Origin of the sequence: Acetobacterium sp. MES1 (assembly GCF_002237635.1) — a bacterium.
Classification (GTDB): Bacteria; Bacillota; Clostridia; order Eubacteriales; family Eubacteriaceae; genus Acetobacterium; species Acetobacterium wieringae.
Window position 1 is genome coordinate 88,598 of sequence record NZ_MJUY01000060.1, and the last position, 20,333, is coordinate 108,930.

Annotated in this window: 19 protein-coding genes, 5 tRNA genes and 1 riboswitch; all 24 genes read left to right on the plus strand. The window is 46.3% G+C overall.

The window, feature by feature from the left end:
* The first annotated feature begins 10 nt into the window (after positions 1-10).
* The 24 genes from BI182_RS16505 (at position 11) to BI182_RS16620 (ending at position 19,876) form a co-directional block, all read left to right on the plus strand.
* The gene (locus BI182_RS16505) at positions 11-694 is read left to right on the plus strand and encodes a response regulator transcription factor (protein ID WP_070371561.1); all 684 of its coding nucleotides are present in this window, start codon (positions 11-13) and stop codon (positions 692-694) included.
* Complete coding sequence (locus BI182_RS16510) at positions 681-1,994, plus strand: sensor histidine kinase (RefSeq protein ID WP_070371560.1); 1,314 nt, start codon at positions 681-683, stop codon at positions 1,992-1,994. Before BI182_RS16505 ends, BI182_RS16510 begins: the two co-directional genes overlap by 14 nt.
* Positions 1,991-3,130 carry an iron-containing alcohol dehydrogenase gene (locus BI182_RS16515; RefSeq protein WP_286809482.1) on the plus strand — a complete coding sequence of 380 codons (1,140 nt, stop codon included), beginning with the start codon at positions 1,991-1,993 and terminating at the stop codon, positions 3,128-3,130. Before BI182_RS16510 ends, BI182_RS16515 begins: the two co-directional genes overlap by 4 nt.
* 97 nt (positions 3,131-3,227) lie before the next feature.
* Positions 3,228-5,435 carry a DNA helicase PcrA gene (gene pcrA / locus BI182_RS16520; protein WP_070371558.1) on the plus strand — a complete coding sequence of 736 codons (2,208 nt, stop codon included), beginning with the start codon at positions 3,228-3,230 and terminating at the stop codon, positions 5,433-5,435.
* A gap of 30 nt (positions 5,436-5,465) precedes the next feature.
* Positions 5,466-7,457 (plus strand): NAD-dependent DNA ligase LigA, encoded by a 1,992-nt coding sequence (gene ligA, locus BI182_RS16525; protein WP_502691646.1) that lies wholly within the window; start codon positions 5,466-5,468, stop codon positions 7,455-7,457.
* A 138-nt stretch (positions 7,458-7,595) separates the two neighbouring features.
* On the plus strand, positions 7,596-7,883 hold the full coding sequence (gene gatC / locus BI182_RS16530) for an Asp-tRNA(Asn)/Glu-tRNA(Gln) amidotransferase subunit GatC (RefSeq protein WP_148636950.1): 288 nt from the start codon (positions 7,596-7,598) through the stop codon (positions 7,881-7,883).
* Positions 7,884-7,892: 9 nt separating this feature from the next.
* On the plus strand, positions 7,893-9,365 hold the full coding sequence (gene gatA / locus BI182_RS16535; RefSeq protein WP_250934428.1) for an Asp-tRNA(Asn)/Glu-tRNA(Gln) amidotransferase subunit GatA: 1,473 nt from the start codon (positions 7,893-7,895) through the stop codon (positions 9,363-9,365).
* Between the two features lie 3 nt (positions 9,366-9,368).
* Positions 9,369-10,805 carry an Asp-tRNA(Asn)/Glu-tRNA(Gln) amidotransferase subunit GatB gene (gene gatB / locus BI182_RS16540; RefSeq protein ID WP_148636952.1) on the plus strand — a complete coding sequence of 479 codons (1,437 nt, stop codon included), beginning with the start codon at positions 9,369-9,371 and terminating at the stop codon, positions 10,803-10,805.
* Positions 10,806-10,932: 127 nt separating this feature from the next.
* Positions 10,933-11,658 (plus strand): ribonuclease PH, encoded by a 726-nt coding sequence (gene rph, locus BI182_RS16545; RefSeq protein WP_420840484.1) that lies wholly within the window; start codon positions 10,933-10,935, stop codon positions 11,656-11,658.
* 13 nt (positions 11,659-11,671) lie between these two features.
* Positions 11,672-12,271 (plus strand): RdgB/HAM1 family non-canonical purine NTP pyrophosphatase, encoded by a 600-nt coding sequence (gene rdgB, locus BI182_RS16550; RefSeq protein ID WP_070371552.1) that lies wholly within the window; start codon positions 11,672-11,674, stop codon positions 12,269-12,271.
* A 56-nt stretch (positions 12,272-12,327) separates the two neighbouring features.
* Positions 12,328-12,813, plus strand: coding sequence for a metallophosphoesterase family protein (locus BI182_RS16555; protein ID WP_070371551.1), 486 nt, complete (start codon positions 12,328-12,330; stop codon positions 12,811-12,813).
* A gap of 26 nt (positions 12,814-12,839) precedes the next feature.
* Complete coding sequence (locus BI182_RS16560; protein ID WP_148636955.1) at positions 12,840-13,745, plus strand: ABC transporter ATP-binding protein; 906 nt, start codon at positions 12,840-12,842, stop codon at positions 13,743-13,745.
* An 8-nt stretch (positions 13,746-13,753) separates the two neighbouring features.
* Positions 13,754-14,536 (plus strand): ABC transporter permease, encoded by a 783-nt coding sequence (locus tag BI182_RS16565; protein WP_070371549.1) that lies wholly within the window; start codon positions 13,754-13,756, stop codon positions 14,534-14,536.
* Between the two features lie 121 nt (positions 14,537-14,657).
* Positions 14,658-14,731, plus strand: a tRNA-Gly gene (locus BI182_RS16570).
* 19 nt (positions 14,732-14,750) lie between these two features.
* A tRNA-Arg gene (locus BI182_RS16575) sits at positions 14,751-14,827 on the plus strand.
* Positions 14,828-14,852: 25 nt separating this feature from the next.
* Positions 14,853-14,929, plus strand: a tRNA-His gene (locus tag BI182_RS16580).
* 26 nt (positions 14,930-14,955) lie between these two features.
* A tRNA-Gln gene (locus BI182_RS16585) sits at positions 14,956-15,032 on the plus strand.
* Positions 15,033-15,117: 85 nt separating this feature from the next.
* Positions 15,118-15,193 (plus strand) — tRNA-Lys (locus tag BI182_RS16590).
* Between the two features lie 135 nt (positions 15,194-15,328).
* Positions 15,329-16,069, plus strand: coding sequence for an alpha/beta fold hydrolase (locus BI182_RS16595; RefSeq protein ID WP_286809510.1), 741 nt, complete (start codon positions 15,329-15,331; stop codon positions 16,067-16,069).
* A gap of 1 nt (position 16,070) precedes the next feature.
* Positions 16,071-16,613 (plus strand): peptide-methionine (S)-S-oxide reductase MsrA, encoded by a 543-nt coding sequence (gene msrA / locus BI182_RS16600; RefSeq protein WP_175440947.1) that lies wholly within the window; start codon positions 16,071-16,073, stop codon positions 16,611-16,613.
* A gap of 19 nt (positions 16,614-16,632) precedes the next feature.
* Positions 16,633-17,001: a YccF domain-containing protein gene (locus BI182_RS16605; RefSeq protein ID WP_070371547.1), complete on the plus strand. Its 369-nt coding sequence runs from the start codon at positions 16,633-16,635 to the stop codon at positions 16,999-17,001.
* Between the two features lie 362 nt (positions 17,002-17,363).
* On the plus strand, positions 17,364-18,305 hold the full coding sequence (locus BI182_RS16610) for a methionine ABC transporter ATP-binding protein (protein ID WP_410171686.1): 942 nt from the start codon (positions 17,364-17,366) through the stop codon (positions 18,303-18,305).
* Positions 18,295-18,954, plus strand: a complete 660-nt coding sequence (locus tag BI182_RS16615) for a methionine ABC transporter permease (RefSeq protein WP_286809528.1) — start codon at positions 18,295-18,297, stop codon at positions 18,952-18,954. The genes BI182_RS16610 and BI182_RS16615 overlap by 11 nt, the downstream gene beginning before the upstream one ends.
* A 109-nt stretch (positions 18,955-19,063) precedes the next feature.
* A complete protein-coding gene (locus BI182_RS16620) occupies positions 19,064-19,876 on the plus strand; it encodes a MetQ/NlpA family ABC transporter substrate-binding protein (RefSeq protein WP_148636957.1) in 813 nt (270 codons plus the stop codon).
* Positions 19,877-20,191: 315 nt separating this feature from the next.
* A riboswitch (glycine riboswitch) is annotated at positions 20,192-20,309 on the plus strand.
* The last annotated feature ends 24 nt before the right edge of the window (positions 20,310-20,333 follow it).

Consider the following 20,333-nt stretch of genomic DNA (forward strand, 5'->3'; position numbering starts at 1 on the left):
GAGAAAAATCATGCGAGTTCTTTTAGTTGAGGATGAAAAACCTCTGGCGGCGGCATTAGGAAAGATATTTGAGAAAAACAAAATCCTGGTTGATGTTGTCAATGATGGGATTGAAGGGAAGCTGCTCAGCGAGAACGATGTCTATGATGTGATTATTCTGGATATTATGCTGCCGGGAATGACCGGTCTGGAAATTTTGCGTTCGATCCGGGAGGCGGGCAAAAATGTTCCGATTCTTTTATTGACCGCTAAAGACGATACCAAGGATAAGGTGAATGGACTGAATATGGGCGCCGATGATTACCTGGTTAAACCCTTCGTTACGGAAGAGTTAATTGCCCGGGTAAGGGCTTTGGGCCGACGACCCTGGGAGGTTTATCAGGACAATGTGATCCACTTTTCAAATATTTCGCTGAACATTAATTCCGGGGAACTGTATGTCGATGAAGTCTTAAACCGACTCACTGCCAAGGAAGCCCAATTACTGGAAATGTTTATCCGAAATCCCGGCATGACCATCTCCAAAGAGCAGATTCTGGACCGAATCTGGGGAATTGAGAGCATGGCGATGGAAAACAGTGTGGAGATTTATGTCCACTATCTGCGAAAAAAGCTGGATAACTCTAAGGCTTATATCAAAACCATTCGGGGCTTGGGTTATGTTTTAAAGGAGAAGGAGAATGTTAAGTCTTAACAAGCTTCGGATCAACCTTACCCTGATGAATACAGGAGTCCTGATCGGACTCCTATTATTTATTTCCATTTTTCTGTATGTCGTTTTGAGTATGGATGTGGAGACAAATGTCAATAACAATCTTAAAATATATTGTTCCCAACTGGCCAATGAAATTGAATATCTGGAACGGCAGGAAGCAGGAGAAGCAGTTACCGAGGAAGAAAAGCAGGGTTATTTTGAATATACCCGCAGTCTCGTCCAGAATAATATCGCTTATGTAATTTTTGACCAACAGTTTGGCGTTCTGGATCAGTCCTATTCGCTGCCGCTTGAAGAGGCCAAACTGGTGGAGATATCGAAACATTATTTTGCTGGTAACAAAGAAAAATATCTGATCAGCAATTATAAACAGGGTGACAAAGACTATAAAATTTGCACCTATGCGGTAGTCAATAAAAATGGCGAATTAAAAATTGTCCAAGCGATGAAAAATATGGCCTCGGAACGGTCGCTATTGGGAAATGCTCAGGAAATGGTGGGATTTACAATCCTGATTGGGGCATCACTATCCTTTTTAGGTGGTTATTTTTTGTCTGGCCGATCCCTGATTCCGATAAAAAAGAGTGTTGAACGACAGCAGGAATTTTTAGCGGATGCTTCCCATGAGCTGCGGACCCCAATTGCGGTGATTCAGACAAATCTGGAAGTGGTTAAGGCCAGCACCGATGAAAGTGTGGAAAGCCAGCTGACCTGGATCAATAACGCCTATGATGAAATCCAGTGGATGCAGCACATCGTTGAAGATTTGATGTTTCTGGCCCGGGCCGATTCCGGGGACATGGTGGTACAGCAGGAGCCGGTGGATTTAACTTATGCAATCAAGGTGGTTTGCGAAAAAATGGCGCCCATAGCCGGGAAAAAGGGAATTGCTTTGATCAATAAGCTGGAGGATGATCTGATTATCACCGGGGATGAAAAACAGATTACCCAGTTGCTGGTGATTTTGTTGGATAATGCCATCAAATACAGCGGTGAAAATACCATTATTCGGATCATCGGAAAGCAGACCCTCCAGGGCGTTGCGGTGGAAGTTATTGATCAGGGGATCGGGATTCCCAAAGACGAGATCAGCAAAGTAACCCAACGGTTTTATCGGGTCGACAAAGCCCGTTCCCGAACGGAGGGGGGCACCGGTCTGGGGCTATCGATTGCCAATTGGATTGTGGACGAGCACCATGCTGGCATGATAATCGAAAGTGAAGAAAAAAAAGGAACCAGGATTATTTTGAATTTTGATAAGGGGGTAGAGAAAAAATGAGCAGTTTAAAATTTTGCGGCGATGAGATTATCACCGGGCCAGGAACACTGGATGCCATAAAAAAGATCGATGGACAGCGGTTCTTTTTAGTAACCGGAAAGTCTGCCTTGTTCAGAAATGGAACAATCAAACGGGCCGAAGGCCTTTTAAAAGAGAGCGCTAAGGCTTATGATATCCTCAGCGGGATCGGAGCCAATCCCAGTGTTTCTGATGTGGAAGCTGGCTTGATTAAGATGAAAGATTTCGATCCGGATGTGGTCATTGCCATTGGTGGCGGATCGGTTATGGATGCGGCCAAGGTGATGACGCTGATGTGCGAATACCCGGGATTAACGATTGAGGCAATCAAAAATGGCCAGGCACCGGAAAAACGGGAGCGGATTAAACTGGTCGCCATCCCCACGACCTCGGGGACGGCCTCGGAAGTCACCCGGGCAGCGGTGATTACCTTCCCGGAAGAGAATATCAAAATCGGGCTAAAGACCAAGGCCTTTATTCCCGATCTGGCGATTCTGGATGGGGAGCTGGCACTGTCAATGCCGAACAGTGTGATGGTGGAATCCGGGATGGATGCCCTGACCCATGGTCTGGAAGCCTATATTAATAAGAATGCCGATGACTTTACCAAAATCATGGCCAGAGGGGCGGTGGAGGGGCTGCTTGGGCACCTGCGTCCGTCTTTTGAAAATGGGGACATCGAAAGCCGCCAGCATGTCCATAATTTTTCCTGTCTGGCCGGGTTTGCTTTTCAGAATGCCGGATTGGGAATGGATCATGGGATTGCCCATGCCTTTGGGGGCCGTTTTGGAACCAGTCACGGGCTCCTCAATGCCATTGCCCTGCCCTTTGTGTTGGAATATAATCAGCGGGATCGCCAGGCAGCTGAGGATCTGGAGAAGTTATCCCGGTTAATCGGCAAAAACATCATTGACGAAATCAAAGCGCTAAATCAAAGCTTTGGTATCCCTGATTCGTTTCAGGCCGCGGGAATCCCGGAAGAACACTTTAAAGCTCACTACGAGGAGTTATTGAAAAATTCACTGCTGGGCTCCACTCAGCGGAATCCCGTGAAGATGGATGCTGAACAAATGGATAAGGTCCTTACCAGCATTTATTATGGGGAAAAGAAATTTTAATAAGGAAACAAATGCGGTAATTGGAAAACTTGTTAAGGCCCAACCAAGGCAGCAGAGCTTTCTTACCTACCGGTGAAATAAATATTTAGGAGAATACATGAGTTTATTAGACGGGTTAAACGCTCGACAGAGAGAAGCAGCAGAAACCATCGATGGGCCGCTATTAATACTGGCTGGGGCCGGATCGGGAAAAACACGAACCATTATCCATCGCATTGCCCACATTATTGAAACCGGACAGGCATGGCCGTCGCAGATTCTGGCGATCACCTTTACCAATAAAGCCGCCGGTGAAATGCGGGAACGGATTGCCAAAATGAATATAGAGGACAGTAAACGGATCTGGATGTCGACCTTCCATGCCATGTGTGCCCGGATCATGCGAAGTCATGCCCAATGGCTGGGTTATGATGATAATTTTGTTATTTATGATATGGACGATCAGAAACGATTGTACAAGAGCCTGATTAAAGAATTGGGTCTCAACGACAAATATTTTACCAATCAGTTTTTAAGTGGTGAAATCTCCACTGCCAAGAATAATTTTGTCAGTCCTGACGCCTATTTGAAAGAAAATTCTGGAGATTTCAGAAAAGAAAAGGTTGCTGTTTATTATAAACGCTACCAGGAAAGCCTCAAAGCCAACAATGCGATGGACTTTGATGATCTGATCTACAATACCCTGGTATTATTTAAAGGCTTTCCCGAAATTCTGGAACAATACCAGAATCGCTTTAAATACATCATGGTTGATGAATATCAGGATACCAATCACAGCCAATACGAGTTGGTCAATATGCTGGCCGCCAAATATAAAAATATTTGCGTCTGCGGCGATGATGACCAGAGTATTTATGGCTGGCGGGGCGCAGATATCAATAATATTCTGGACTTTGAAAAAGACTATGCCAGTGCCCGGGTAGTTAAACTGGAAGAAAACTACCGCTCCACCCAAACCATCCTGGATTGTGCCAACAGTGTCATCGCCAGAAACACCGGTCGCAAGGAAAAGGCGCTGTGGACCAATAATGACGGCGATGAAAAAATTATGATTGCCTCTTTTAACCAGGGTTATGATGAAGCCCGGTTTATTGTGGATGAGATTAATGACACGATCAATAAAGGCCAGGGTATCTATGGCGATTTTGCCATCCTTTATCGAACCAATGCCCAGTCCCGGCTGTTTGAAGAAGCCCTGATGCGGGCCGGTCTACCCTATCAGCTAATCGGCGGAACCGGATTCTACTCCCGAACCGAAATCAAGGACATTATTGCTTATTTAAATGTCCTTAGCAATCCCAAAGACAATATGGGCTTTATGCGGATTGTCAATGTGCCGAAGCGGGGGATCGGTTCGGCAACCATTGAAAAGATTGCCGAATATGCCAATTTTAAAAGCTTCAGCCTGATGCAGGCCTTCCATCACGTTGAAGAAATTCCAGAGCTGAGCCCCAGTGTCAAAAATAAGGTTCGGGCCTTCAGTGAACTGATGAAAGAACTGGCAGCGATCCAGGAGACGGCCAGCTTAAGTGAGCTGATCGCAGCAGTGATTGAAAAAACCGGTTATCTGGAAATGCTGGAAACCGGAAAAATGGATAAGGGTGAAAGTCGACTGGAAAATCTTCAGGAACTGGTCTCCTCAGCCACCGACTTTGAGAAAAACAGTGATGACCAAAGCCTCAGCGCCTATCTGGAAACGGTGGCCTTATCGTCAGAAACCGATAAATACGATGGCGATCAGGGCAAGGTGTTGCTGATGACTTTGCATAACGCCAAGGGTCTGGAATTTCCGATTGTCTTTATCCCCGGCCTCGAAGAGGGGATTTTTCCCCATGGTCGAGCGATGGATTCCCCGGAGGATATTGAAGAAGAACGGCGCATCTGTTATGTGGGTATTACCCGGGCCATGAAACGGCTCTATATTTCCTGGGCCGCCGAAAGAACCCTCTATGGTCGCCGTCAATTGCAAACCCCGTCCCGGTTTTTAAAAGAAATGCCGGATGCGGTGTGTGTGGAGAATAAACAGCGTTACGAGCGCAAGCCGGAGATTGACATTGAAATGAAGAAAAATAAGACCTTTTCCGAACGGGTGACCCAGTCGAAGGTGGCGATCCGCAGAAATAATGCCAATGCCGTTAACCTGAACAACAGCCCCTCAGAAAATAATTTTGGACTGACCGATAAGGTTAAGCATAAAAAATTTGGCATTGGCACTGTGGTTGAGGTAAAAAGCAACATGATTTCGGTGGCCTTTCCGGGGGTCGGGATCAAAAAAATGGATCCGACCTTTGTGGAAAAAGCATAGTTAATAAGCAGTTAAGGATAGGAAATGCGTATGAGTAAAACCCGAATTGAAGACTTAAAGAAAGAAATTGAAGCTCATAACCGGGCCTACTATCTTGATGATGCCCCCCTGATTTCAGACTACGACTATGATCAGCTGATTAAGGAACTGATTGACTTAGAAACCCAAAACCCAGAGTTGATTACGCCGGATTCCCCGACCCAGCGGGTTGGTGGCAGTCCTTCTGAGGGCTTCGAGAAGGTGGTTTATAGTCGTCCCAAGCTGAGTCTCAGCAATGCCTTTGATGCGGCAGATCTCCGGGATTTCGACCGCCGGGTGCGGCAAACCTGTCCCGAAGCCACCTATGTGGTGGAATACAAGTTTGATGGGTTAACGGTTGTGCTCAATTATGAAAAGGGTCTGTTTGTCCAGGGGGCCACCCGGGGCGATGGGGTGGAAGGAGAGAATGTCACTACCAACCTCAAAACGATCCGGTCGGTTCCGCTGCGTCTTTTGGAACCGATAACCCTGGAAGTCCGGGGTGAGGTGTTTATGGGCAAGGCTGATTTTGAAAAGCTGAATCAGCGGCGCCTGGCTGAAGCGGAAAGCCCTTTTGCCAACCCCAGAAATGCCGCCGCCGGTTCATTGCGGCAACTGGATCCCAGGCTAACAGCTTCCCGGCCGCTGGATATTTTTATCTTTAATCTGGAAGCGACGGCAGGGTTTGAACCCAAAACACATCAGGAGACGTTGAACTATTTAAAAAAGCTGGGTTTTAAAACCAGTGCGGTTAAAACCTTTAGCGATATCGAAGCGATCATTGACTATTGCAGCGAGATGGAAGTGGAACGACGGGAGTTACCCTTTGAGATTGATGGTCTGGTGATAAAAGTGGATCAATTAGCCTATCGGGAGCAGTTGGGTAACACCTCAAAGAGCCCCCGTTGGGCGATAGCCTATAAATTTGCCCCGGATCAGGCACTTACCACCGTCGATGCCATCACCGTTCAGGTGGGCCGCACTGGCGCCCTGACCCCGGTGGCCGAACTTAGGCCGGTATCACTGGCCGGGTCGGTGATTGCCCGGGCCACTCTCCACAATGAAGACAATATCCGCAATAAAGATATTCGCATTGGTGATCATGTGGTGATCCAGAAAGCCGGTGATGTAATTCCGGAAGTGGATCATGTGGTGTTTGAAAAGCGATCAGGCAACGAGGTGGTTTTTCAAATGCCAAAACGCTGTCCGGTTTGTGATGAACCGACCTTCCGAATTGACGGAGAAGCGGTGACCCGATGCCTGAACATGGCTTGTCCGGCCCAGGTGTTTCGCAAACTGGTGCATTTTACCTCCCGGGATGCGATGAATATTGAAGGATTGGGGCCGGGGGTGCTGCGATTGTTGATGGACGAGCAGCTGGTGAGTAACCCGGTGGACATCTATCATCTCGATCACAAAAGAGCAAAACTGGTCACCCTGGAAAAGCTGGGTGAAAAATCAGTTGACAATCTTCTGGCCGGGATCGAAGCCTCTAAAAAACGCGACCTGTCACGGCTGATTTTTGGTTTGGGGATTCCCCTGGTGGGGGCCCGAGGGGCGAAAATTCTGGCCGAGCATTTTAAGACAATGGACAGTTTGATCCTGGCCCAGGCAGACGATCTCAAAGCGATTTTTGAGATCGGTGAAAAAATGGCTGCCGAAATCGTCGATTTTTTTCAGACCCCCACCAATCTTGAAATTATCAGCGGGCTTTCAGCGGCGGGAATCAATATGGTTCAGGAAACCGGTCAGGAGTCCCAGACCCTGGTTGGCAAGACCTTTGTACTCACCGGCACCCTGCCCACCCTCGACCGCCGGGAGGCCAAAGCCCTGATCGAAGCAAACGGTGGCAAGGTCGCTGGCAGCGTCAGCAAAAAAACCGACTTTCTTCTATCCGGAGAAAAATCCGGGTCAAAATACACCAAAGCACAGGAGTTGGGAATTGCAATAATTGATGAAGATGCGTTTTTAGCCCTTGTCACAGGTGGTGGGTTTGATCTATAATGAAGGGTGATTTTTAGAATCAGACTGACAGCTTTGGCTGTTAACATAGCAAATCAGTGCATTTATAGTAAATAAAGTGCGTAAACAGTGACCAAAAGAATAAGATCGAAAGTCAGCAGCAAAGAAAGGATAAGAACTATGAGTTTAACACGAGAAGATGTCACCTACGTGGCCAATCTTGCCCGTTTGGAATTTTCCGAGGATGAAGTGACCGCTCTGGCCGACCAACTGGGAGCCGTGCTGGATTATGCCGAAACCCTCAGCGGACTCGACACCTCCCAAATTAAAGCCACTGAACATGTGTTGGCCGTCCAGAATGTGTTTCGGGAGGACGAAATCAAGTCCTGTCTGAGCAATGAAGATGCGTTGGCCAATGCGCCGGAGAGCGAAGCCGGGTGCTTTAAGGTTCCCCGGGTTATGGAATAGGAGGCAATAATGGAATTATATCAAAAAACCATACATGAAATAAATGACCTTCTGGATAAAAAAGAAGTGACGGTTACGGAGGTAACCCAGGCGGTGGTTAACCGCATTAACGCCGTTGAAAAAAGTACCGATGCCTATCTCAGTCTCCAGACCGAAGTAGCATTGGAAATGGCTCAGGGGTTGGATGCCGAGCTGTCCGTGCGAGCCCAAGGGACCCCGCTGGAAGGGATTCCTTACGGACTCAAAGACAATATGTGCACCAAAGGGATCTTAACCACCTGTGCGTCAAAAATGCTGTATAACTTCAATCCGCCTTATAATGCCGAGGTTTACGACCGTCTTAGCGAAGCGGGGGGGATTTTGCTTGGAAAAACCAATATGGATGAGTTTGCCATGGGTTCTTCCACCGAAAACTCAGCTTACAAAAAGACCCGTAATCCCTGGGATTTAAACAAGGTGCCCGGCGGTTCCAGCGGCGGATCAGCCGTTGCCGTGGCAGCCGACACAGCCTTTTACACATTGGGATCAGACACCGGTGGATCGATCCGTCAGCCAGCAGCTTTTTGCGGAGTAGTGGGGATGAAACCAACCTATGGTCTGGTCTCCCGTTATGGTCTGGTAGCCTTTGCCTCATCACTGGATCAAATTGGACCGTTCACCAAGGATGTCGAAGACTGCGCCCTGGTGCTGAACGCCATTGTTGGTCATGATGCCAAGGATTCCACCTCTCTCAATCTGGGAAAAATCGATTATACCCAAAACCTCAAACAAGGGGTTAAGGGGTTAAAAATTGGCGTGGCCAAAGAATTTTTCGGCGAAGGTCTGCAACCGGAAGTCCGCAAAAGTCTGGAAGAGGCCATTGCCATCTATAAAACCCTGGGGGCCGAAATTGTCGATGTGTCTTTTCAGCATCTGGACTATGCCTTGTCCGCCTACTATATGATTTCCTCGGCTGAAGCCAGCTCCAACCTGGCTCGTTATGACGGTATTCGTTATGGTTTCCGGGCCGAAGAATACAGCGATCTGGTTGATCTTTACAAAAAAACCCGAAGCCAGGGTTTTGGCGACGAGGTAAAACGACGGATCATGCTGGGGACCTATGCCCTCAGTTCTGGTTATTATGACGCCTATTATAAAAAAGCCATGCAGGTGCGAACCATCATCAAAGCTGACTTTGATCAGGTCTTTGGTGGTTGCGATGTGCTGCTGACCCCAACTGCTCCGACCACTGCTTTTGGTATTGGCGAAAAAACCAGCAATCCGCTGGAGATGTATCTGACCGATATTTATACCGTACCGGTTAATATTGCCGGGATTCCCGGGGTTTCAATTCCCTGTGGCCTGGACAATAACGGGATGCCGATTGGGATGCAGCTGTTGGGGCCGATTTTAAGCGAAGAGACGCTGTTAAAAGCCGCATGGGCCTTTGAGCAGGAATCCGGTCTGACGAATTTAAAAGCACCATTGGGAACGGAGGTCTAAATCATGGAATATGAAATTGTCATTGGAATGGAAATCCATGTGGAGTTGGGCACAAAAACAAAGATATTCTGTTCGTGTCCAACCGAGTTTGGCCAGGATGAAAATACCCATACCTGTCCGGTGTGTTTGGGGATGCCGGGAGTCTTGCCGGTACTCAATGAAAAAGTGGTCGAATATGCGACCCGGGCCGGTCTGGCGCTTAATTGCGAAATTGCTCATTTTAGCAAGATGGACCGAAAAAACTATTTCTATCCGGATTTGCCCAAAGCCTATCAAACCTCGCAATTTGATTTACCGATCTGTACTGGTGGTGCAGTCGGCATTGAGGTAGACGGGGTTAAAAAAGATATCGGCATTACCCGCATCCATATCGAAGAAGATGCCGGTAAGCTGCTGCACGAATCGGCCGATGGAACCCTGTTGGATGTCAACCGTTGTGGCGTCCCACTGATTGAGATCGTCACCGAGCCGGATTTGCGCAGTGCCGAGGAAGCCCGGGCCTTTGCCGAAAAGGTTCGGAATATTCTGGAATATACCGGCGTTTCTGACTGTAAGATGGAACAGGGCTCGATGCGTTTTGACGTGAATTTGTCAATTCGGGAAAAAGGCTCCGAAGTGTTGGGAACCCGAACCGAAATGAAAAACCTCAACTCCTTCCGGGCACTGATTCGAGCGGTTCAATATGAAAGCAAACGCCAGATCATCGAGCTCAAAAAAGGTCGGGAAATCATCCAGGAAACCCGTAAATGGGATGATGCCAAAGGGGTTTCCTCATCGCTTCGAAGCAAGGAAGAAGCGCACGATTATCGCTATTTTCCGGAACCGGATCTGGTCCCGATTGTGCTGGAACCGTCATATATCGAAAAAATTAAAAGTGAACTGCCGGAATTGCCGGAAGCTAAAAAACAGCGTTATGTAGAAGAATATAAACTGCCGGAATACGATGCCGGGGTATTGACAACCACTGGTGTTACCGCCCGCTTCTTTGAAGAAGCGGTGGCGCTATATAACGAACCCAAACAGATTTCCAACTGGATGATGGTGGAAATTCCGCCGCTTTTAAAAGAAAATGAACAAAGCATGGAAACTATCACCATTACCCCGGCGCAACTGGTGGAACTTTTGAAACTGGTTAAGGATAAGGTCATCAGCGGAACCAGCGGCAAGGAAGTTTTAAAAGAAATGTTTGTTTCCGGTAAAAACGCCGGAGATATCGTCAAAGAACAGGGTTTGGCGCAGATGAGTGATACCGGCGAACTGGAAGCCATCATCGAAAAAATTGTTGCGGATAACCCCAAATCGGTTGAAGATATCGGGGCTGGTAATGAAAAAGCGTATGGTTTCTTAACCGGACAGGTGATGAAGGCCACTAAGGGAAAAGCCAATGCCCAGGTTGCCAACGAAATTATTCGGGCGGTCGTGGCCAGACATCTGGCTTAAGATGCGATAACGGGAAGCGTATAAAAAACAGAAATTTTGACTAAGGGATTATTGCATCGTTGCAGTAATCCCTTAAAAAATAATTAACGAAAAAAGGAATAATATGGACAATAGTGAGATAATAAAAGTGGAACAACAACGAATCGACGGTCGGGCGGCCCATCAATTACGACCGATGCGGGTGACCCGCAACTTTATTAAACATGCCCAGGGATCAGTGCTGATTGAAGTCGGCGATACCAAGGTCATATGCACTGCGATGGTTGAAGACAAGGTGCCGCCGTTTTTAAAAGGCCAGAAGAAAGGCTGGGTCACCGCCGAGTATGAAATGATTCCGGCATCAACCAACAATCGAAAAAGCCGGGATCGGAATCGCGGTAAAATCGATGGCCGAACCATGGAAATTCAGCGCTTAATCGGGCGGAGTCTGCGATCCGTCATCGATCAGACGATGCTCGGGGAACGAACCATCTGGATCGACTGTGATGTGATCCAGGCCGACGGCGGAACTCGAACGGCAGCAATTACCGGCTCATTTCTGGCTCTTCATGATGCCTTGTCAGGGTTGATCGAAGCCGGAAAAATTGCCGAAATGCCGATTACCAATTATGTCGCGGCCACCAGTGTCGGAATTTATCAGGGCGAAGCCATTGTTGATCTGTGTTATGAAGAAGATTCACATGCCGAGGTGGATATGAATATGGTGATGACCGAAGCGGGTGAAATCATCGAAATACAGGGCACCGGTGAAGAACGGCCCTTTAAAAAGGAAGAACTGCAAAAACTATTGGAACTGGGCGAAGCGAGTATCAAAGAAATTATCGCTTTCCAGAAAGATACATTACAGGATTAACGGGTAAATAATCATGAGAACGATACTGTTAGCGACTGGAAATCAGGATAAGGCCAATGAGTTGAAAGCAATGCTGGGCGATGATTTTGAAGTCATGACGATGAAGGATTTAGATATTGATCTGGATATTATTGAAGATGGCCGGACCTTTGAAGCGAATGCGCTGATCAAGGTACGGGCCTTGCAGCCCTATGTCCAGGGCAAAGATCTGATCATTATGGGAGACGACTCCGGTTTGTCAGTCGATTGCCTTGGTGGGGCTCCGGGAATCTATTCGGCCCGTTATGCTGGCGACAATGTCAGTTATGGCGACAATAATAAGAAGCTTTTAAAAGAAATGGCCAATGTTCCGGAAGGGCAGCGGGGCGCTGCCTTTATTACGGCCATTGCGATGATTTTGCCGGATGGTCGGGAGTTGACCTGTGAAGGACTGGTTCGGGGAAAAATTGCCAGTGACTATTGCGGCAGCGGGGGATTTGGCTATGATCCGCTGTTCATTCATGAAGCATCCGGACGTTGCTACGGTGACATGAGCAAGGAAGAAAAAAACCGCCTCAGTCATCGTGCCCTTGCCATTCAAAAGGCCCGGGAACTGCTGAATCAGGCACGATAAAAAACGGGCAATGGGGATTTTTATTTGTACGAAAAGACTAAGGGATGGGGGATAAAATGAAAATTGGCGTAATGAGCGATAGCCACGGCAATCTGAAAGCTGTAAAACAGGCTGTTGAGGAAATGGGTCCGGTGGATGTGATTATCCATTTGGGGGATTATGTGGAAGATGCGCTGTATCTGCGAACGATCACGAACGCCCCCGTTCACATCTTAAAGGGCAACTTGGACTCGTTTGCTGATCAGGGTAGTATGTCACTGGAAACCACATTAGGTGGGTTTAGAGTGTTTGCCTGTCATGGTCATAAACACGGGGTCAAGAATGATCTGCATCATCTTTACTATGCCGGGTTGGAAAAGAGTGCGCAAGTGATTCTCTATGGACATACCCACCACGCTTACATTGAAGATGATGGCCAGGTGTTGCTGATGAACCCCGGTTCGGTAGGGGCACCCCGCTTGGATGATCCCGCAAGCTATGGGCTGATTACCATAGAAAAAGGGGAAATCGAGGCAAAAATCATCCCGCTTTGGAATGATTGATTGTAGCAGGGAAAAGGAGGCAAGCGATGCTCAGTGTAAGAGATGTATCAATGATCTATCAAAAGGGAAAAAAAGAGGCTTTAAAAAACATCAATTTAGAAATTGCTGAAGGGGAATTCACCGCCCTGCTGGGACAAAATGGGGCGGGTAAAAGCACCTTGATCAATATCCTGGCCGGTAATGTGAAAAAGACCCAGGGGAGTGTCAGCATCGGTGGTTACGATCTTGATAAGAAGGAACTGGAAACAAAAAAAATTATCGGCATCGTCCCCCAGGATACGGGCTATGATTTTGTATTTACTGTTGATGAAGCCTTAAAAAAACAATCCGGTTACTTTGGGATCAAAAACAACAAGGCCTATATTGATGAAGTTCTGGAGGCCTTGTACTTAACCGAAAAACGTAGTGCCCGCATTCGGGATCTGTCCGGGGGAATGCGCAGACGGTTTCTGATTGCCAAGGCGCTGGTTCATAAGCCCAAAATCCTGATTCTCGATGAGCCAACAGCGGGTGTTGATATTGAAATGCGCCATACCTTATATGATTTTCTGGTTAAGCTGCATCAGTCCGGAACCACGATCATCCTGACCACCCACTATATTGAAGAAGCTGAAAAGCTGTGCAAGCGGATTGTGATTATTGATGGCGGGAAAATTATTGCTGATGAACCCAAAGAAGAACTGATGGATGCCTTTTCCCGGGAGTCAATCATCGAGGTTCACTTTGATCAGGCGCTTAATCTGGCTGACTTTGATTTTTTAAGTGACTATCATCCGCGTATTGAAGATAAAACCAGGCTGCAGCTGAAAGCCTCAAAAAAAGACTTGTCCAAAGTCTTTAGGCAACTATCGGAGAAAAACTTAGAATTCACCAATCTGGTGGTCGAAAGACCAAAACTGGAAGATATTTATTTAAATATCATTAAACATTAGGAGGGCAAATGAAAAGTAGAGTTTTTTATAACAGAGTTGGATTTGCAACCCTCTTAAATAAAGAAATCCATCGGTTTATGAAGGTTCCGGTACAGACAGTACTGGCGCCACTGATTTCGAATATATTATATATGCTGATCTTCGGGGGAATGCTGCAAACCAGAGAAGTCGGGATTGATGGAATTAGCTATCTCAATTTTCTGGTTCCCGGTTTAGCGACGATGGGAGCAATTTTTGCGGCCTTTCAAAATCCCGCTTTTTCAATGATCTCACAGAAATTTCAAAACACCATTCAGGATCTAAACAGCTATCCCATCTCACTGGCAGAAAAAATTCTGGCTTTTGTCTTTGGTGGAATGTTTCGCGGGGTGCTGGTTGGCATTTTGACTTATGTGGCGACGATATTTTTCGTGGGCTATGAAGTTGCATATCCAATCTTTTTTGTCCTCTCACTGACGGCAACGTCCTTTGTTTTTGCCTCCGTGGGTTTAATTGCCGGTCTGGTACTGGACAATTTTGAAAAGATGAATTTTGCTCTGGCAATTATTATCACGCCACTTACCTATTTAGGAGGGGTCTTTTTTGAGGTTTCCAAACTACCGGGATTTCTGGCCAATCTAATCTATCTCAACCCGATCTTTCCGCTGGTTAATGTTTCCCGATACGCCTATATCGGCGTCTGCGAGGGCAATATTGTGATACACGTTCTTTTGACAATGGGATTGCTGATCAGTTCATTTTTGATTGCGGCCTATATCTTCAAAAAAGGTGTTGGAATTAAAATAGTCTAAGCCTTGTTTCGGTTCAGACTGACCGAGTTTTGAGCGCCCATAAAAAGAAAAAATAATTAAAAAAGAGTTGACAACACTGCCTATTTCAAGTATACTAACACTTGTCTCTAAGAGAGGCAATGCGGGTGTAGCTCAGTGGTAGAGCCCTGGCCTTCCAAGCCAGTCGCGAGGGTTCGATTCCCTTCACCCGCTCCATTTTTGCGAAAAGGATTGAGCGCCTGTAGCTCAGTAGGATAGAGCAACGGCCTTCTAAGCCGTGTGCCAGGGGTTCGAATCCCTTCAGGCGCACCATTTTTTAGTTTGTTTTTATATCGTGGTGGGTATAGTTCAATCGGTTAGAGCGCCAGATTGTGGTTCTGGATGTTGTGGGTTCGAGTCCCATTATCCACCCCATTTTTTTATATCGTTATTATTTTTATAGGGGTATAGCCAAGTTGGTAAGGCACCAGATTTTGATTCTGGCATTTCGTAGGTTCGAGTCCTGCTACCCCTGCCATTTTTATTAAGCAGAGAAAAGAAAAACAGCATCTGACCCATTAACTCAGTCGTTTTAAGACAAATAAATATTAATTAATCTATCTGACCCATTAGCTCAGTTGGTAGAGCATCTGACTTTTAATCAGGGTGTCGGGCGTTCAAGTCGCCCATGGGTCACCATTTAAAAAACAGAACCGCAGCGATTGCGGTTTTTTTATTTTTTGAAAAATTAAAATGACGAAATGGTTGTTTTATAATGGGTTGGGGTATAAAAGTGAGATCAGAAGCAACCGCCCACATCACTAAGGAGCAGCGATGAAAGAAGGAAAAACCGCTAAAAAAATTGTAAAAATAATTGGAATTGTATTGGTAGTTTTGGTTATTGGGATATTGACGTATTTGGGGGACTACTATCATGCCGATCAAACGGCTCATGATGCCCTGATTTCAAGTGATCAGGTGAATGTTCGAGAAGAAGGTAATCTGACGATATTTATGCCAACAGCAGGTCAAAATGAAACAGGTTTTATTTTTTATCCCGGCGGGAAGGTGGAAGACATCGCCTATGCTCCGTTAGTACGGGCACTAGCAGAACAAGGCTATCCGGCAGTGATTGTCGGCATGCCCTTTAATCTGGCGGTGTTTAATATAAATGGAGCTGATGCGGTAATCGAAACCATACCGGAGATTGAGAATTGGGTGATGGTTGGGCACTCCCTGGGTGGGGCGATGGCCTCGGACTATCTGGCTGGACATGAAGATCAGGTATCCGGGTTGGTGCTCTTAGGTGCATATCCCAATGAATCGCTGACTCAAAGCAGTCATCCGGTACTAAGTCTCTATGGCAGTGCCGATCAGATTATTGATCAGCAGGGTCTGGCTAAAGGCCGGGATAAGATGCCGCGGGAAGCCAGCTATTATGAAATTGCTGGGGGCAATCACAGTGGCTTTGGCAATTATGGATTGCAGGCTGGCGATGGTACAGCATCGATCACCCAGGCTGAACAGCAAGTGATCACGGTCGAAAAAATTATGGAAATCTGGAAAGGAAACTGATATGATAAGAGAAAATTTGAATAATAATGTCAGAGAAATCACCTTGGCTGGCGGCTGTTTCTGGGGAACGGAAATGTATTTTAAAGCCATTAGGGGAGTCATCAAAACCGAGGTCGGTTATGCCAATGGCAAAACCCAAAATCCCACCTACGAGGATGTCTGTCATCACAACACCGGGCATGCTGAGGTAGTTAAGGTCACCTATGACAATCAGGTGATCAGCCTACCATTTTTGTTGAGTATGTATTTTGAAGTCATCGATCCGGTTGCCGTGAATCGTCAGGGGAACGATGTGGGAATTCAGTATCGTACGGGTATTTATTATTCGGATCCTGCCGATGAAGCGGTGATCTTAGCGTCGGTTCAGGCATTAAGGATGGAATATGGGGTGCCGCTGGCCATCGAAGTGCTGCCGCTGGAGAACTATAGCGCAGCAGAAGGCTATCACCAGGAGTATCTAATAAAGAATCCCGGCGGGTATTGTCATATTGGCAATCGTGAGTTTAAAAAGGCTGCAGTCGCTCGGGATCCATCCATAAAATAAAAAATGAAAAGAGACTAGTATGAGTATTATTGGGAATATTATCTGGATTATTTTTGGGGGCCTGATTATGGCAATTGGTTGGTTTTTAGCCGGAATTCTTTGCTGCATCACGATTATTGGGATTCCTCTGGGGTTGCAAGCCTTTAAAATGGCGCAGTTGGTATTCTGGCCATTTGGAAAAACGGTCGATTATTCACAGATGGGAACGGGTTCGGTGATCCTGAATATTTTATGGATATTGATTTTTGGTTGGGGGCTGGCAGCGGCATCGGCGATTCTGGGGATTATCTATTGCATTACCCTGATTGGGATCCCGTTTGGACTACAGTGGTTTAAGTTTGCCAAACTGGCATTGTTTCCCTTTGGCGCACAAATTACCGATATTTAAGGTAGGGATTGCGCTATTTGGCTTGACAAGAAAATCAAATCGAGACTATAATAAACGGTGGGTGTGTTTTAACCCACTGTTTTTAATAGGACTTATGTCATTGTGAAGATCGGCAACGACAATGTGTATTAGACAAAATGATTGATGGGATTACTGTCAGATAGTGGCGGACAGTTTGAAACGTTGTCAAATAGCTAAACAAAGCGGGAATGCCTGATTGGTGTTAAGTTCATTAAAACAATAAATTTATTGAGTGTAGGAGGGTAAGGAACATCGAAACAGAAAAGACGTCTCTGAAACCCATCATTGAAATAAAGGATCTGGGGAAAACCTTTCGTCCCAAAAGTGGCGAAGTAAAGGCTTTGGATGGTATCAATCTAAGCATTAACCAGGGCGATATTTATGGGATTATTGGTATGAGTGGGGCTGGCAAAAGCACCCTGGTTCGTTGTATCAATCTTCTTGAAAAGCCCACCAGTGGTAGCGTTTTCATTGATGGACAGGATATTTCGAAAATAACTGAAAAAGAACTAAGAACGGTGCGTTATTCAGTGGGCATGATTTTTCAGCAATTTAATTTGCTGATGCAACGCACTGCCGAGAAAAACATTCTTTTTCCCCTGGAAATTGCCGGAGTGGATAAAGAAACGGCAAAAAAAAGAGCGGCTGAATTGTTAGAACTGGTGGGCCTGCCCGATAAAGCCAAGGCCTATCCGGCGCAGTTGTCCGGAGGTCAAAAGCAACGGATTGCCATCGCCCGGGCGTTGGCCAATAATCCCAAAATTTTGCTGTGTGATGAGGCCACCTCGGCTCTGGATCCCTCGACCACCAATTCAATTCTTAAGCTGTTAAAAGAAATTAATCATAAATTGGGGATCACGATTGTGATCATCACCCATGAAATGAGTGTGGTGGAGCAGATCTGCAGCCATGTGGCGATCATCGATAAAAGTCAGATTGCCGAAGATGGCGAAGTTGAAGACATTTTCCGGAATCCGAAAACCGATATTGCAAAAAAAATGATTTTTTCCGAGGGCGATCAGGGTTCGGTAGTAATGGGTAAGAACACCTATCGGGTCGTATTTGACGAAAAATCATCCAGTGACTCGGTGATGGCAAAAATGGTTCTGGAAACAAAATGCCTGGTGAATATTCTCCATGCTGATATGAAAAATATCGATGGCTTCGCTTTTGGACAAATGGTTATTCAATTGCCTGAGGATGAGCTGAGTGCGGCCCGGGCCATTAATTATCTGCGTTCACATCAAATTACTGTTGAGGAGGTGAGCGCTCATGTGGGATAATTCAATGACTGGCCTCATTGCTCAGGGAACGTTGGAAACCCTCTATATGACCTTGGCCTCAACACTCTTGGCCTATCTAATCGGATTACCCATGGGTGTTTTGCTGGTCACCAGCGATTCCGAGGGGATTGTGCCGATGAAGGTAGTCAACCAGGTGCTTAATATTGTTGTTAATATTACTCGATCGATTCCGTTTTTGATTTTACTGATAGCGGTGATTCCCCTGACTCGGATGATCACCGGAACCACTATCGGATCTACGGCTACGATTGTCCCGCTGGTGATTGCCGCAGCTCCGTTTATTGCCCGGCTAGTGGAGTCGTCCATTAAAGAGGTGGATTATGGCATTATTGAGGCCTCTTTGTCAATGGGGGCCAGCCCGATACAAGTGGTGACCAAGGTGATGATCCCCGAAGCAAAACCTTCCTTGATTATTGGGGCGGCGATTGCTACGACCACTATTTTAGGCTATTCAGCCATGGCTGGGATTGTTGGTGGCGGCGGTCTGGGGGACATCGCCATTCGTTTTGGTTACTATCGCTATGAAACCGGGATGATGGTGATTACCGTGGTGCTGCTGGTTTTAATTGTTCAGCTGTTCCAGGAAGTGGGGATGAAAATTGCCCAGAAACAGGATCGCCGAAAATAACGCGTTTGATGATCAGCAGCTGATTATGGTTGACAGCGGAGGAACTTCGTGTTATATTACATATTAATCAACTAGGGATTATATGAAAAGAAATGAAAAGGAGAAGATCATGAAGAAATTAGGTTCAGTATTATTAATTAGTGTTCTTGGTTTAGCCCTATTTACCGGCTGTTCAGCAAAGGGAACAGATGAAAAAACCATCGTTGTTGGGGCCAGTCCAGCACCCCATGCAGAAATTCTGGCGATTGCCAGCGACGTGTTAAAAGAAGATGGGTATACTCTTGAAATCAAAGAATTTACCGATTATGTCCAACCCAATTTAACACTACAGAATAAAGAGTTGGATGCCAACTTTTTCCAACACCTCCCCTACCTGGAAGACTTTAATGTAAAAAACAACACCAAACTGGTGAGTGCAGGCGTGGTTCACTATGAGCCATTGGGTTTATACCCGGGTAAAATTAAGACTCTGGATGCAATTGCCAGCGGTGCGACCATTGCCATTCCCAATGATACCACTAACGAAGCCCGGGCGCTGCTGTTGCTGGAAACCATTGGTTTGATCAAGGTTGATCCCAATGCTGGCCTGGAAGCAACACCAAAAGATGTTATCGAAAACCCGAAAAACATTGTCTTTAAAGAACTGGAAGCAGCACAGCTGGCCCGATCACTGCCAGATGTTGATTTAGCCGTCATTAATGGCAATTACGCCATTGAAGCTGGATTAAACGCCGGTACCGATGCCATTGCCAAAGAAGAAAAAGATTCCCTGGCAGCTCAGACCTATGCAAATATTGTTGCCGTTCGAGCCGGCGATGAAAAAAGTGAAAAAACGTTGGCACTGATGAAAGCACTGCAAAGCGAAAAAGTCATCAGCTTTATCGAAAGCAATTATCAGGGTGCCGTGGTACCAATGTCTTAAGTCAAAATATCCGGGAAGCGTCTCAAATAGAGATGTTACCGACTGTACAAAAGCTAACCCAGTACCGACAATTGTTAGATCATGTTGTGACCTAGGGGTCAGACCCTACGCATCGGAGCGGACACGGCAAAGCCTGTCCGATTCCGCGGCGAACAACAGATTAACAATTGGTCGGTACGGTAGTTTATCGATAACCTGAAACGTCACAAATCGAGGCGTTTCTTTTTTTGTTTAAAAACCAGGATGGGATTGATTTTTAAAATAATCTTGCACTCGTTAAATGAATTGTGATATTATTTTAACGCTGTTGTAAAATCGCAGCACTCTGGAGAGTCTCAAAGATGAGCGCCGAAGGTGTACCCCTGGAAAGATCAGTCTGGCAACGACTGAACATTTCAGGCTATCTCTCAGGCAAAAGGACAGAGCAACCCATTGGTGTTGTTCTCCCTCTTCACAA

What these genes read in the sequence shown, in the direction of transcription:
- BI182_RS16505 (WP_070371561.1), top strand. Translation starts at nt 11, where the DNA reads ATGCGAGTTCTTTTAGTTGAGGATGAAAAACCTCTGGCGGCGGCATTA.
- BI182_RS16510 (WP_070371560.1), top strand. Translation starts at nt 681, where the DNA reads ATGTTAAGTCTTAACAAGCTTCGGATCAACCTTACCCTGATGAATACA.
- BI182_RS16515 (WP_286809482.1), top strand. Translation starts at nt 1,991, where the DNA reads ATGAGCAGTTTAAAATTTTGCGGCGATGAGATTATCACCGGGCCAGGA.
- pcrA (WP_070371558.1), top strand. Translation starts at nt 3,228, where the DNA reads ATGAGTTTATTAGACGGGTTAAACGCTCGACAGAGAGAAGCAGCAGAA.
- ligA (WP_502691646.1), top strand. Translation starts at nt 5,466, where the DNA reads ATGAGTAAAACCCGAATTGAAGACTTAAAGAAAGAAATTGAAGCTCAT.
- gatC (WP_148636950.1), top strand. Translation starts at nt 7,596, where the DNA reads ATGAGTTTAACACGAGAAGATGTCACCTACGTGGCCAATCTTGCCCGT.
- gatA (WP_250934428.1), top strand. Translation starts at nt 7,893, where the DNA reads ATGGAATTATATCAAAAAACCATACATGAAATAAATGACCTTCTGGAT.
- gatB (WP_148636952.1), top strand. Translation starts at nt 9,369, where the DNA reads ATGGAATATGAAATTGTCATTGGAATGGAAATCCATGTGGAGTTGGGC.
- rdgB (WP_070371552.1), top strand. Translation starts at nt 11,672, where the DNA reads ATGAGAACGATACTGTTAGCGACTGGAAATCAGGATAAGGCCAATGAG.
- BI182_RS16555 (WP_070371551.1), top strand. Translation starts at nt 12,328, where the DNA reads ATGAAAATTGGCGTAATGAGCGATAGCCACGGCAATCTGAAAGCTGTA.
- BI182_RS16560 (WP_148636955.1), top strand. Translation starts at nt 12,840, where the DNA reads ATGCTCAGTGTAAGAGATGTATCAATGATCTATCAAAAGGGAAAAAAA.
- BI182_RS16565 (WP_070371549.1), top strand. Translation starts at nt 13,754, where the DNA reads ATGAAAAGTAGAGTTTTTTATAACAGAGTTGGATTTGCAACCCTCTTA.
- BI182_RS16595 (WP_286809510.1), top strand. Translation starts at nt 15,329, where the DNA reads ATGAAAGAAGGAAAAACCGCTAAAAAAATTGTAAAAATAATTGGAATT.
- msrA (WP_175440947.1), top strand. Translation starts at nt 16,071, where the DNA reads ATGATAAGAGAAAATTTGAATAATAATGTCAGAGAAATCACCTTGGCT.
- BI182_RS16605 (WP_070371547.1), top strand. Translation starts at nt 16,633, where the DNA reads ATGAGTATTATTGGGAATATTATCTGGATTATTTTTGGGGGCCTGATT.
- BI182_RS16615 (WP_286809528.1), top strand. Translation starts at nt 18,295, where the DNA reads ATGTGGGATAATTCAATGACTGGCCTCATTGCTCAGGGAACGTTGGAA.
- BI182_RS16620 (WP_148636957.1), top strand. Translation starts at nt 19,064, where the DNA reads ATGAAGAAATTAGGTTCAGTATTATTAATTAGTGTTCTTGGTTTAGCC.